General features: G+C 71.4%; 10 protein-coding genes. 6 read left to right on the top strand and 4 right to left on the bottom strand.

The features are described from left to right. Window positions 1-283 precede the first annotated feature (283 nt). Window positions 284-589 carry a hypothetical protein gene (locus tag JQS43_RS02875; protein WP_239677500.1) on the bottom strand — a complete coding sequence of 102 codons (306 nt, stop codon included), beginning with the start codon at window positions 587-589 and terminating at the stop codon, window positions 284-286. Continuing rightward, window positions 573-1,016, bottom strand: coding sequence for a YbaB/EbfC family nucleoid-associated protein (locus JQS43_RS02870; protein ID WP_239677499.1), 444 nt, complete (start codon window positions 1,014-1,016; stop codon window positions 573-575). Before JQS43_RS02870 ends, JQS43_RS02875 begins: the two co-directional genes overlap by 17 nt. A 346-nt stretch (window positions 1,017-1,362) precedes the next feature. Here JQS43_RS02870 and JQS43_RS02865 point away from each other — a divergent pair, with 346 nt between their 5' ends. The 3 genes from JQS43_RS02865 to JQS43_RS02855 are packed head-to-tail and all read left to right on the top strand — an operon-like array spanning window position 1,363 to window position 5,725. Then, complete coding sequence (locus JQS43_RS02865) at window positions 1,363-2,118, top strand: hypothetical protein (RefSeq protein WP_239677498.1); 756 nt, start codon at window positions 1,363-1,365, stop codon at window positions 2,116-2,118. 45 nt (window positions 2,119-2,163) lie between these two features. After that, window positions 2,164-4,428, top strand: coding sequence for a hypothetical protein (locus JQS43_RS26005; protein WP_275581006.1), 2,265 nt, complete (start codon window positions 2,164-2,166; stop codon window positions 4,426-4,428). A 7-nt stretch (window positions 4,429-4,435) separates the two neighbouring features. Beyond that, the gene (locus tag JQS43_RS02855) at window positions 4,436-5,725 is read left to right on the top strand and encodes a S8 family serine peptidase (RefSeq protein WP_275581004.1); all 1,290 of its coding nucleotides are present in this window, start codon (window positions 4,436-4,438) and stop codon (window positions 5,723-5,725) included. A 159-nt stretch (window positions 5,726-5,884) separates the two neighbouring features. Here JQS43_RS02855 and JQS43_RS02850 read toward each other — a convergent pair whose 3' ends face one another. After that, window positions 5,885-6,187: a hypothetical protein gene (locus JQS43_RS02850; protein WP_239677497.1), complete on the bottom strand. Its 303-nt coding sequence runs from the start codon at window positions 6,185-6,187 to the stop codon at window positions 5,885-5,887. A gap of 33 nt (window positions 6,188-6,220) precedes the next feature. Beyond that, window positions 6,221-6,544 carry a hypothetical protein gene (locus JQS43_RS02845; protein WP_239677496.1) on the bottom strand — a complete coding sequence of 108 codons (324 nt, stop codon included), beginning with the start codon at window positions 6,542-6,544 and terminating at the stop codon, window positions 6,221-6,223. A 185-nt stretch (window positions 6,545-6,729) separates the two neighbouring features. Between JQS43_RS02845 and JQS43_RS02840 the strand changes: the two genes are divergently transcribed. From JQS43_RS02840 to JQS43_RS02830, 3 genes are all read left to right on the top strand, one after another. After that, window positions 6,730-9,756 carry a BTAD domain-containing putative transcriptional regulator gene (locus JQS43_RS02840; RefSeq protein WP_239677495.1) on the top strand — a complete coding sequence of 1,009 codons (3,027 nt, stop codon included), beginning with the start codon at window positions 6,730-6,732 and terminating at the stop codon, window positions 9,754-9,756. Between the two features lie 456 nt (window positions 9,757-10,212). Then, a complete protein-coding gene (locus JQS43_RS02835) occupies window positions 10,213-11,304 on the top strand; it encodes a type VII secretion protein EccE (protein WP_239677494.1) in 1,092 nt (363 codons plus the stop codon). Further along, the gene (locus tag JQS43_RS02830) at window positions 11,301-12,233 is read left to right on the top strand and encodes a hypothetical protein (protein WP_239677493.1); all 933 of its coding nucleotides are present in this window, start codon (window positions 11,301-11,303) and stop codon (window positions 12,231-12,233) included. The genes JQS43_RS02835 and JQS43_RS02830 overlap by 4 nt, the downstream gene beginning before the upstream one ends. The last annotated feature ends 62 nt before the right edge of the window (window positions 12,234-12,295 follow it).

Here is a 12,295-nt window from a genome sequence, read left to right as displayed (position 1 = left end):
CAGGCATCACCACACCCACGTCCGTGCAGCCGATCAACCGGGGTCTTCGAGATTAGCCGGGCAGACGGCGCTCCAGCGGCGGGAGAACCGACCTGTTGCCCAGGGCCCACATAGTCAGCGTTGTTGCCCACAACGGTGACTATGTGGCCGCCTGTACGAGGGCCGGCTTCCGGCGCGTCGCGGCGCGGCGAGTCCGAAACGCCAACTTGATCAGCAGGCCGGGTCACCCGTCGCGCTCGCCAATCTCCGGGTTGAGCCATCCGGGAAGAGTCCACCACTCGGCTTAGGTGGAGATCCCCCGGAAACGTTCCCCTTCCTCAGCTTCCTGCGCGGCATGCTCGACGACCGCGGCGTCCGCGCCCTCGGCCAGTGCGATCATGTTCTCCGCCACTTGCGGCTTGGTCCGGAGGATCTGGGCGACGACATCGACCGGGTAGTTCGCCTGCATCGCCATACCGAACTTGTCATCGCCCCACACCGGCTCCGGCATACAGCGCTCGTCGTTGGCGTACTGCTCACCAGCGGCCATCAGCGCCCGCGCCGCGCCCCGGACCGCGCCGGGATCGGTGATCTCAACGTAGGTCGCCATCGGCTCCGCTCCGCTTCTGAACGATGTCAGCGTCGGTCATCAGGATCTGCGACACGGGATCGGGCTGCTCCGCGGCGAACTGCGTCCGCAGCTCCGCCAACTCCGGTGGCATCTCGCCCATCATGATCTCTTGGGCTTCAGCCATGACTCGAGCGACCGCGGTGTTGACAGCGGCTAGGATCGTCGTGCTCAACATCTGGGCGTCCGGCCTCCGGAACACCCGCGGGTCGATTTCGAGGCCGGTCAGTTGCCCGCGAGGGCCGACCGTCGCCTTCACCATCCGGTCTTCCGACCAGGCCACCCCGCTCAACGACATCAGGCGTTCCTGAGTCTCCGGGATCCGGCGCAGCGACTCGTTCAGCTCCGCCATGATGCCCTCCATGGCGGAGACGCTGAGCGTTTCGGTCGGATCGGTCGGGGTCGCCATCGATCCCTCCTGAAGTTTGAGAAGTGTGCCTTCAGGATCGTCCCCACCGCTGACAGCACGTGGACACCAACCCAGCCGTGCATCGCACCAAAGTCGCAGGTCAGATCGGCATTCTGAACGAGGCCCCCGGAGCCTACGGGAGCGGTACGGGCGCTACCCGCGTTGAATCCGGCAAAAAGGGCGGTCATTCCACAATGACCGCGAGGGAGTGGTTGACACCTGATCATCGAGTGGTGGTTACTTGAGCTGGGGTCGAGGCGCCGCCACCGCTTCGACCTGGGATACCAAAGGTGGCCGGCCGATCACGGACCGATAGGCACACCGCGGCACACGATGGGAGGGCACCATGCCGGAGGGCCTGGACGTCACACCGGACAGCCTTCGAACGACCGCGAGCGCGTTCATCGACGCCGGCGGAGAAGTCATGGGCGCCGCCGCGATGGGCGGCGACGGCGGCGGCGCGAACATCATCGGCCAGGGCGAACACACCTCACAGCACCTGAGCACCCAGATGTTCGAACCTGGGGCGCAGGCGCAGCAGTTCGTCAGCGACAAGCTCGGGCAGTACGGACAGGCCGCGGCCCAGATGCTCGGCAACTGCTTCGCGCTCGCTTCCGCGCTCAGCATCGTGGCCGACGCCTACGACACTACCGACCACGCAGAGGCGCTCCAGTTCGCGTTCCTGCAGACCGACGATCGCCCCGCCGGCCTACCGAGCCACATCGACGGTGAGAACACAGTCTTCGATGACCCGCCGGTAGCGCAGGACGCTCCCGCACCGGATGTGCTCACCGACAGCGACGGCGGTTACAGCACCGAGACCACCCAGAACGACTCGCCCGCCCCTGGCGTCCGGTCGCACACCGAGACCGTGACCCGAGATGAGGAGGGAAACCTGGTCCGGGTCGAGCACCAAGTCGAGCACCACGACGGCACCACCTCCTACCACACCGACCGGTACAACAAGGACGGCACTGCGTTCGAGCGCTCCGACGGGTGGACGATGGACTCGCCGCAGGCGCCGGCTCCCCCGCCCATGGCCGCGCTGGAGGCGGATATCGACGCCACCCGCGAGAAGCTGGAGGAGCTCAACAACCGCTAGCCCACCGCCAGGCACGCGAGGTAGGACGAGCAGAGAGCAGCAACAATGAGCAACGGCCCGCCGATCCTGGATAGCATAGACAACTACAACCCCAACTACATGGGTTCCTGGGAGTACCGCCGCTTCCGGCAAGGAGGCAGCGGCGGTGGATCACCCGGCTACATCGCCAACACCATCGAGGCGATCTACCTGCAGGTCAAGGGCGAGCGCCCCGGTACGGCCCGGGCGCTGGGCGACGAATGGTCCACCGTCGCGACCACCCTCAACGGCGTCGCCGACGAGATGGATACCGCGAACGACGAACTCGGCACCTGGGAGTCGCCGTACGCCCGCGCCGCGTACCTCTCGCAGTACAACCGAGTGGTGCGGCACATCAGGAATGTCGCGGACGGGGCCGACGATGTCGGCCGAGGGCTGCGGCTGCTGGGCACCGCCATGGAGAATGCCCAGCTCGAGTTCGAGCTCCTCTGGGAGGACTACCAGACCTACATGGAGCTGTGGGACGCGGCGCGCACCGAGATGGACGAGCGGATCGAGGTAGGCGCTCCCAGCGATGTGTTGGAGGAGCATGGCGGCAATCTGACCTATGCGGTCGAGTTGGCCTCGCCCGTGGAGCCGTCCTCCACCGGCCGCCGGGCTGACTTCGTCGAACAGTGGCACCAGGCGGCCCGCGACCTGGCCGACGAGGTCGCCCAGGGGTACGCCCAGGCGAACGGCGCGCTGGCGCTCGCGCGCTTCCCGGAGCTGGAGCTAAATGCCGTAGAGCATGGCAGCCCAGGATTGCCCGGCGGGATGCCCAGCGGGGTGCCCGGTGCGCCGCCCGGTCCGCCGGCGGGTGCCCCGGCGGCTGCGCTCGGTGCCCCACCGGCGCCGATGCTCGCCGGCGCCGGGGCGGGGGTTCCGGCCGCCCCACCACCGCCGCCGGTAAGCAGTGCCCGGGCCGTGCCATCCCCGACCGGCCTCAGAGCCGCTATGCGCACCGCGCCACCAGGACCGCCCGGGCTCGGAGTCGGCGGAGTTCCGAACGGCGCCCCGGTCGCACCGCCCGGGGCGCCGGTAGCGCCGGTAGCGCCGGTAGCGCCGGTAGCGCCGCTGGCGCCGCCGGCCCTCGGCGGACTCGGGGTGATCGGCCCACCCGGGATGACTGCCCCTGGAGCACCGCCAGCCGCGCCCGGCCTGGGCACCATCGCCAACACCGCGGCTCGGTTGTCAACCCTGACCAACGCAACGTCGCCACCGGTGCCCGGGGTGCTCGGCGCTCAGCCCCCTGCCGGCATGCCGACAAACCTGGCTCCGCCACCAACTCCCGGAAACCCGGGACTGGCCGCGCCACCGGGTATGGGCGGGCCGCCCACGCCCGGGATGCCGCCCGGGATGGGGCGGCCGCCCGGTGCGCCCGGGGCGCCGATGGCGCCACCGACCCAGCAACCGGCGCGCCCCGGCGACCGGGCGGGAAGCCCGGGCGCCCCCGGCCGCCCGGGAGCGACGTCACCGGGTATGCCGGGGACCGGGGCGCGGCCCGGAATGGGCGCGCCACCAGGTGCCCCCGGTGCTCCCGCCCGTCCCGGGGCGACGCCGCCCGGCGCTCCGGGCTCGGCCGCCCGACCCGGCATGGGCGGGCCACCGGGAGCCCCGGGTAACGGAATGCCGCCGGGGCGGCAGCAGCCGAACGCCCCGGGTCAACCCGGTGCGGCGGGTGCGGGGCACACCGAGATCCCAGCAGCGTTCCTGCCGCCGGGTATGGCCGGCCCGCCGGTCCTCGGTGACCAGAAGCAGCGGCGTGGATCCCCGCCCGGTGGGCGGGGCGAGGCACCGAAGGCCAGCCGCCGCGGCCCGGCGCTGCCTGGCAGTGGCGGCACTCCACCGGTTCTGAACAATCAGCGTTACACCGGCCCGCGTCGCACCGCCACCGAGCGCAAGGCCGCTGCCCGCCAGCAACGTCAGGAACGCGTGGCGCGGCTGAAGGAACAGCTGAAGTCCCAACTCGCGCAGGGCACGCCGGAGAGCACCGCGCCGGTGTTGGAGGGTCGGGTGGCCACCGGTAACCCGATCCCTGAACGGGCCGCTGAGGTCCCGGCAGCACTGCGGGCCATCCGGATCGCGCAGGCCGCCCGGCCGGATCGGGCAGCGGAGAGCCGCCACGCCGACCGTACCGCCCGGCGGGTCGCGCCCGAGCCGGCGGCGGAGACCGCCGCTGCCGCGCCGGTAGCTGACAACGCCACGTGGGAGGTGGAAACCCCGGGTGGCCCGGTGGTGACCGGCCAACCCCGGCGCCGTCCCCGGGACGCGCGGCCATCGCTGGGGGGTTAGGCCGACTGTGGCGCGATACCTGGTACGCGCGGCGGTAGCCGCGGCTGCGGCGGCCGGCGTAGCGCTGCTGGCGCCGCTGGCTGCTCCGGCTCCGGTGAGCGCCCAAGAGCGGTGCCTGCCCCCGGGCGAGGCGATCACCCCGGTGCCCTGGCCCCAGCAGTTGCTGCGGCCGGACCGGGTATGGCCGCTCACCATCGGCGAGGGGCAGCGGGTCGCGATCGTCGGGACCGGGATCGGCGAGCACCCGCAACTCGCCGGCGCGGTCGTCGCGGCGACCGATCTCGCCCTGGCGCCGGAGTTCGGGGAGCCCTCCGGACAGCCGGACTGCCTCGGTATCGGCACCGGGGTTGCCGGCGTCGTTGCCGCCCGGCAGATCGACGGGGTCGGCTTCCACGGCACCGCCCCCGGCGCCGAGCTGCTGGCCGCCAAAGTGGTGGGTGACCAGTACCCCACCGAACAGGAGCCGCGCGAGTCGATTCCGCCCGGGCGGCTGGCGAGCGGCATCGACTGGGCAGTCGACCAGGGTGCGACCGTGATTGTGGTGTCCACGGTGGCCGACCGAGGTAGCACCTCGCTGGCCGATGCAGTAACCCGCGCCCACTCCGCTGACGCCGTGGTGGTCGCCACGGTGGGGGCGCTGACCCAGGACGCCGACCAGCCCGACGGCGCCGTGCCCTACCCCGCCGCGTACGACGAGGTGATCGGGGTGGGGGCGCTCAGCCAGGAAGTAATGGGAGCGAGCCCACAGCTGGGCTATGTGGACCTCGTCGCGCCCGGGGTGGAGATCCTGACCAGCTATCCGGATTCTGGCCTCGGGCCCGCCACCGGGGCCGAGTTCGCCGCAGGCTACGTCGCCGGCACCGCAGCCCTGGTCCGGTCGTACCACCCGGAATTGTCGGCCGCGCAGGTGGCCCATCGACTCTTCGCGACCGCGGCGCCGGCCCCCGAGGCGGCGGTCAGTCCGCGATACGGATACGGCATCGTCCATCCGTACGGGGCGGTGGTGGACCGGGTCGTCGATGGTGACCAGCACCCGCTCGACTCTTACCAGCCGGCGGAGGTCAGCGAGGCGGAGCTGGCTCGGGATCGCGCTGACCGCGACAGCGAGTGGCTCGCGGCGGTCCTGGCCTTCGCCGGCCTCGGGTTGGCGGTGCTCTTTACCGCCGCGGTCGGCTTCGGTCGGTCCGGCCGGCGGCGCCGGTGGCGGCCCGGGCTCGCGACACCCCCCGCGGAGGCGGCCTTCGATCCGCACCCGGTGCCCCCGGCCGGGCTGTTCGGCTCACGCCCCCACTCCTGACGAGGGCCCGAACTCATCGGATCGGCAACGCGGCCGCCGGTGACGCACAACCGCGACGATGCACAACCGCGATGACGCACAGCAAACGGCGACGGGCGGCTGATGCCTCAGCCGCCCGTCGCCAGGGGAGGTGGATCAAAGTTTGGTTGTTACACCGTGTTACACCGCGTTGAAGTAACCGCCGCAACGCAGATCGGTCGCCATGGTGTTGGCGTAGGTGTTGTGGCACTGCTCGCCGAAGCGCTGCTCGGCGTCGGCGAAGTCGTTGCAGGCCGCGTTCCAGCGTTGGTGGGAGGCGGTCAGCGCCTGCTCGATCCCTTCCCCACGCAGCAGGCCAGCCGACACCAGGCCGCGCAGGTGGCTGTACATGTCGTCACCGATCCGGCGGATGTTCTGCGCACTGGTCGAAACGTCGTCACCCACGACGTTGACCGTGTTGTTGACTCTGACGTGACCGGGCATTACGCCTCTCCTTTATGGATCCGGATCGACTGGCTAGACGCGAGCGTAGGGAGTGTCAGGGCTGATCGCCAGGAACTCGTCCTGGTTGAACTGGTCTTCAGCCATGGTGGCCTTGCGGCCGAGCCCGAGCGCCTCGGACATCTGATTGATCTCGTTGTGCAGCCGGTTGACGCAGTCGGCGAACTCGCCCGTCTGCTTATTGGTGGCGGCGACATTGGAGTCGCCGAGCCAGGCACCGCGTGCGCCGGTCACCGAGTCGCGGGCCTTGGCAGCCTCGGTGTTCACCTTCTCCCCGGTCTGGAACAGCTCCTGCTCGGTGTCCGCGACCGCAGCCTCATCCAGCTCGAACTCTGACACGGCCACTCCTCTCGTCCGATTCGTACCACGTCAGTGTCACCGACTACGCTGACACCGGGAAGCCCGCACCCTGGCCGCCCGCATCGCCGAAGCCGCAGGTCACAGCGGAGTGGCACGCGTCACGGCGGTGAAGTACGGGGCGGGTACGGGGCACGGGCATGGCCTGACCACGGCAGGATGGGGAGATGCCGGAGACGCGAGAACTGGGGAAGGTCCTGCAGGAACTCCGGCAACGGGTTGGCCTCACGCAACAGGAGGCGGCCGACCTCGCCGGGTTGAGCGTGGCCGGGCTACGCGACGTGGAGCAGGGGCGGGTCGCCACCCCCCGGGCCCGAACCATCCGGTTGCTTGGCGGCGCGCTCGGACTCTCCGCCACCGAGGTCGCCGATCTCGTGGCGTTGGCCCGCCCCAACCCGCGCGCCGCCGGCGGGGTGTGGCTCGGTGTGCTTGGCCCGTTGGCGTTACGGGTCGACGGTGTCGAGGCCGACCCCGGCTCCGAGACCCAGCGGGTGCTGCTCGGTTTGTTGTCGCTGGCCGCTAACGCCACAGTGTCCCGGGAAGAGTTACTCGAGGTGGTGTGGGGTGGCCGCCCCCCGGCCAATGTGGGGACGGTGCTGCCGACCCGGATTTCCCGGCTGCGCCGGCGGTTGGCGCCGGCTGCCCCGGGAGCGGTCCCACCGGAGCTGGTGGCTACCACCGGGGGCTACCGGCTCAGTTGCCAGCCGGAACAGCTGGATCTGCTGCACTTCCATCAACTGGTGGGCAGGGCGCGGCAGCATCAGGCGGGCGGTGAGCCGGCGCTGGCGGCTGACCGTTACGCCGAGGCGATGACGCTGTGGCGCGGCGAGCCGCTGGCCGGCTTGGCCCCGCTGGCGGATCACCCCGCGGTGACCGCGTTGCTTCGGCTGTGGCAGACGGTCGTGGTCGAGTACGCCACGGTAGCTATCGATCTGGGCCGCAACGATCGGGTAGTGCCGCTGCTGCAGCAGGTGGTGACTGGTGACTCGCTGCACGAGCTGGCGCACGCCAAGCTGATGCTGGCGCTCGCCGGTAGTGGGCAGCAGGCGACCGCCCTCACCCTCTTCGACGACCTACGCCGACGGCTCGCCGACGAACTCGGCGCCTCACCCGGGCCCGAGTTGACCCAGGCGCACCGGCGGGTGCTGCGCCAACAGGTCCCCCGGCCGGAGGTGGCCCCGGTTCGGGCACACCGCCAACTGCCACCGGACATCGCGGACTTCTGCGGACGGCAGTCGGAGCTGCGGTGGCTCGCCGATCGGCTGCCCCCAATCGACCAGCCGGCACCGCGACCGACCGCGCCGCCGATCTACGCCCTGGAGGGGATGGGCGGCGTCGGCAAGACCCGGTTGGCGGTCCGGGTGGCCCACCAGCTGCTCGCGGCTGGTCGCTACGCCGAGCAACAGCTCTATGTGGACCTGCACGGACACGCCGACGAACCGCCGGCCGACCCGGCTGCGGTGCTCGCCTCGTTCCTGCAACTACTGGCGGTGCCCGGCGATCAGATACCCGCCGACCTCCCGTCCCGGTCGGCGCTGTTCCGGGATCGTCTACACGGGCGCCCTTCACTGCTGTTGCTCGACAACGCCGCGAGCGAGGAGCAGGTAAGGCCGCTGTTGCCGGCGAGCCCGGAAAACTTAGTTCTGATTACCAGTCGTCGGTCGCTCGCCATCGACGGCGCACACACACTGCCGTTGGACGTGTTCAGCGAGCAAGAGGCGACAGAGCTGCTCATCCAAGTGGTGGGCGCGGACCGGGTCGGCTCCGACCCGACCGCCGCCCGCCAGGTGGTCGAGCGCTGCGGCCGACTGCCGCTCGCGGTGGCGCTGGTCGCCCGAAGGCTGCAGGCGCGCCCCGCCTGGCGGCTGGCCGACCTCGCCGGCCGGATCGCCGAGGCACGCCACCGGCTCGCCGAGTTGGCGGCCGGCACCCGGGCACTGCGATCGGTCTTCGACCTGTCGTACCAGGCGCTCGACCCGCCGACCCAGCGGACATTCCGGCTGCTCGGCTTACATCCCGGTGATGACGTCACGCCGTACTCGGCGGCCGCGCTCACCGGCACGACCGTCAGCGCCGCGCAGGGCTGCCTCGACCGGCTGGTCGACGAACACCTCGTCATCGCCTTACCTGGTGACCGTTACCGGCTGCACGATCTACTCCGCGCCTACGCCCACGACCTGGCCCAGCAAGATGAGCCGACCGCTCAGGAGGCGGCGGTAACCCAGCTGCTCACCTGGTATCTCAGCGTCGCCGCCACCGCCCACCGGCAGATCTCCCCCGGTAATGAACTGCCGGCGCCTAGCGTGCCGGGCGGGGCCCAGGCGCCCGGCATCGTCAGCGACGACGACGCCGTTGCCTGGCTCGCCGCCGAGCAGGCCAACCTGATCGCCATCGTCACGGGGGCGGCCGGCGACAACAACCGGGAGTACGCCTGGCAGTTGGCCGCTACGCTACGACACCTGTTTCTCCGCGTCGGCGACTGGCAAGAGTGGATCCGGGTAGCCGAGGCCGGTCTGGCCGCCGCCCGCCACTGCGGGGACCGGCACGGCGAAACGCTGATGCGCAACGACCTCGGGATCGCTTACGGCAACTCCGGCGACCTGGACCGGGCGGTGGCGCTACTCGCCGAGGCGGTGCAGGTCAGCGCTACCTTGCCGGACCAGACCCAGCAGGCGCGCTCCCGCAACAACCTCGGCATCGCGTTGACCCTGCGGGGGCAGACTACCGAGGCGATCGCCGAGCTGCAGCGCGCACTCGCCCTGGCCGAGAAGCCGACGCTGCGTGGCCGGACGTTGAACAATCTCGGACGCAGTTACACCGTGCAGGGGGATTATCCTGCCGCGATCGAGTGCGCGCGGGCGGCGCTGTCGCTGCTCACCGACAGCAGCGATGTCTGGGGTTACGCACTGGCGCTCGGCGTTTTGGGGGAAGCGCTGACCTTCGACGGCCAATTCGCCGAGGCCGTTACGGTGCTGCGCCGCGCCTGTGAACTCCATCGACAGCAGCGTGCGCCGGGCGAAGAGGTGGTGCTACTGCGGCTGCTCAGCGACGCCCTGACCGAGCTGGGGGAGGACGAGCAGGCGGCGGCGTGTCGGCTCCGGGCCGAGTCGTTGCGGCCACCGCCGGACGGGCCGCCCCGCCCATCTGAGCTGGGTCGAGCCACAGCGCACCCGGTCGATTTGCCGACACCGTAGCCGCCCCGTAGGGCCCGCACCGGGCTTCCCGATAGGCCCTATGACCTGCGCTTTCGATGTCCAATTGGGGCTGCTTGCGCGTTCGTCGCCTGGCAGCCGGGGCGCGCAGAATGGGCAATGCGAGGCGCTGCTGCGCAGTAGGGCAGTGCTCCCCCCGACCGCGCTGGGCGTGATCACCCCGGCCACGCCCCAGCGGGTCGGGGGCGGCGATGGCGGCGATGGCACAGGACGGCGAGTCAGGTGACGGTTATCCAGGCACCCGGGACGGCCACGCCGCCGAGCCGGTCGCGGCGACGGGCGCGCGTTCGAATCCGGTGGCGAACGCGCGCCCGACCGCACGCTGCCGAGCCGACCAGCCGTCGCCACTGGTTTCGCCGCCGCCGACTGCCCGGCCGACTCGGCCCGCTCGGGGTAACCCGGCTACTGGTATTTCAGGGCCTCCTGGCGGGTGTCCTGGTGCTGGTGGTCCGCGGTGCCTGGCCGGCGATCTTTGCGGGGGTGGTCGGGACGCTCGGAGTGGCGCTGGTCTTCGGTCGCTGGCGGGGTCGCTGGTGGACCGAGACCGCCACGCTGTGGCTGCGTTACCGCCGCAACCGTGCCGGTGAACCGGCGACAGCCCACGCCGCGACGGCGGGCCCGGCGGCGATACCGGGACCCGCCGATCCCGACTCCGGCACCGATCCACGGCTGGCGGCGCTGGGTGCCCTCGTCTCGGATCTGGCCGTCGAATCGGTCCCGGGCACCGACGCCTGGCCCCGATGGGGCATGGGCAGCGATGGCGCCGGTTGGTTCGCGGTGCTGGAGGTGGACACCACCGACGCCGGTGTGCATCCGCCGCTGCCGTTGTGGGCGCTCGCCGAGATCGCGACCGAAGCGGAACAGCCCGGGGCGGTCATCCAGATTGTCACCCATACCTCCAATCAGGGCGGTGACGTCACGCGCACGTTATGGGTGGTGGTCCGGCTGGACTCGGTTGCGGTGGCCGACTCGGTGGTGGACGGCGCAGCGCAGCAACCTGACGTACCCGCGGTGCTCGCCGAGCTCAGCCGCCGGGTGACCCGGGTTTTGCGCAGACGCCGGTTGCGCGCCCGGGCCGTGGACCGCGACGGTTTGTTGGCGGCGCTACTGCGGTCCTGCGCGCTCACCCCGGATGGGCCGGCTGGGTTCGAACGTTGGCGCTGGTGGAGCTCTGGCCGACTGGCGCACCGCAGCTTCTGGCTCCGGTCCTGGCCGACCCCGGAGGCGGGCACCACCATCCTCGCCTACCTGAGCGACCTGCCGGCCGCCGGGCGCCGGCCCGGCGCCGAGCCGCCGGACCCTGCGGCCACCACCGAGGTGAATGTGGCGTTGACGCTGGAGCCGCGGGACGGCGACGGGGTGGACCTGCGCGCGTTGGTCCGGCTCGCCGCCACCCCAGAGCGGCTCGCCACCCTCAGCGACCGGGCCGAGGCGCTCGCCGAGCAGCTCGGCGCCGGCCTGTTTCCGCTCGACGGTGAGCAGGCGCTCGCCGTCTACGGCAGCGCGCCTACCGGAGGTGGTGCCCGATGACCTCCCCCACGTCGATCGGCCCCACGATGGGTTTGCCCCGGCCGGCCGAGCCGCCAGCTTCCACCCCCGCGCAGGTCGCCGGCGCCGAGCCCGCGGCCGACGCTGCCGCCCCGGCCGCCGCGGCGGCGGCCACCCCGCCGGGCCGGGTGATCGCGGTTGCGGCGGTGCCGCCAGCACCGAGCAGCCCGCCGACGAACGAGTCCGATCCAGATGGTGACGGTCCGACGACGTCGCCGAGTTGGCGGGCCCGGCGGCATCGCCGGCTGCGGCGGCTGCGCATCGGTCATCATGCGGCGAGCGGCGACGAGTTGGACAGGTTGCAGCTCACCGGCAGCGCCTTCGGCTTGCTGCTGGGGCGGGACCAGGCCGGGGGGCCGGTGGCGGTTACGCTGTTCCGTCCCGAGCCCACCGAGGTGGTGCTGATCGGCGGCCCGTGGGCAGCGGAGCTGGTCACCTTTCGCTCGCTGGGTTTCGGCGCCCGAACCGTGGTCTTCACCGCCGAACCAGACGGCTGGATCGAGCTGGGACGCCGGGCGACCGGCCGGACCGACCGGGTTGCGGTGCTGGAGTTGGGTTCGCCGGTCCGGATGTCGGCTTCGGTCGATGCGCCGGTGCTGCGGCTGGGCGGCGCCCACCCGTTGGCGTCGGAAGGTCTACCGCCGTGGACCACCCGGCTGTCGGTGCTCTCACAGGTCACCCCGGCGCAGGCGGAGCTGCTCGCGAGCGCCGACATCGTGCTGTCGCAACGGCTCTCACCGGCGGAGTCGGAGACCCTCGCGCCGATCCGGCAGCTGACCGCCGGCACCGTCCATACTCTGCAGGTACTCGGCGACGACATGCTGGCGGTGCTGACCTCGGCGGGCACCCGGTACGCCTGGGTTCACGCCACCGCCGCCGAACGGGAGTTGTTGAGCGAGCCTTACCGCTGACCGCGGCGCGGACGCGCCCAGCCGCCCGCGCCCAGCACCAAGACCGTTTCTAGTACTTAAAC

This window comes from Natronosporangium hydrolyticum, assembly GCF_016925615.1.
Taxonomy (GTDB): domain Bacteria; phylum Actinomycetota; class Actinomycetes; order Mycobacteriales; family Micromonosporaceae; genus Natronosporangium; species Natronosporangium hydrolyticum.
The sequence above is the reverse complement of the archived record's forward strand: the minus strand, read 5'-3'. Positions and strand labels throughout refer to the sequence as shown.

Excerpts from the sequence above, each read along its gene's own strand:
- JQS43_RS02840 (WP_239677495.1), top strand. The coding sequence starts at position 6,730 with ATGCCGGAGACGCGAGAACTGGGGAAGGTCCTGCAGGAACTCCGGCAA.
- JQS43_RS02850 (WP_239677497.1), bottom strand. The coding sequence starts at position 6,187 with ATGCCCGGTCACGTCAGAGTCAACAACACGGTCAACGTCGTGGGTGAC.
- JQS43_RS02865 (WP_239677498.1), top strand. The coding sequence starts at position 1,363 with ATGCCGGAGGGCCTGGACGTCACACCGGACAGCCTTCGAACGACCGCG.
- JQS43_RS02870 (WP_239677499.1), bottom strand. The coding sequence starts at position 1,016 with ATGGCGACCCCGACCGATCCGACCGAAACGCTCAGCGTCTCCGCCATG.
- JQS43_RS02875 (WP_239677500.1), bottom strand. The coding sequence starts at position 589 with ATGGCGACCTACGTTGAGATCACCGATCCCGGCGCGGTCCGGGGCGCG.
- JQS43_RS02830 (WP_239677493.1), top strand. The coding sequence starts at position 11,301 with ATGACCTCCCCCACGTCGATCGGCCCCACGATGGGTTTGCCCCGGCCG.
- JQS43_RS26005 (WP_275581006.1), top strand. The coding sequence starts at position 2,164 with ATGAGCAACGGCCCGCCGATCCTGGATAGCATAGACAACTACAACCCC.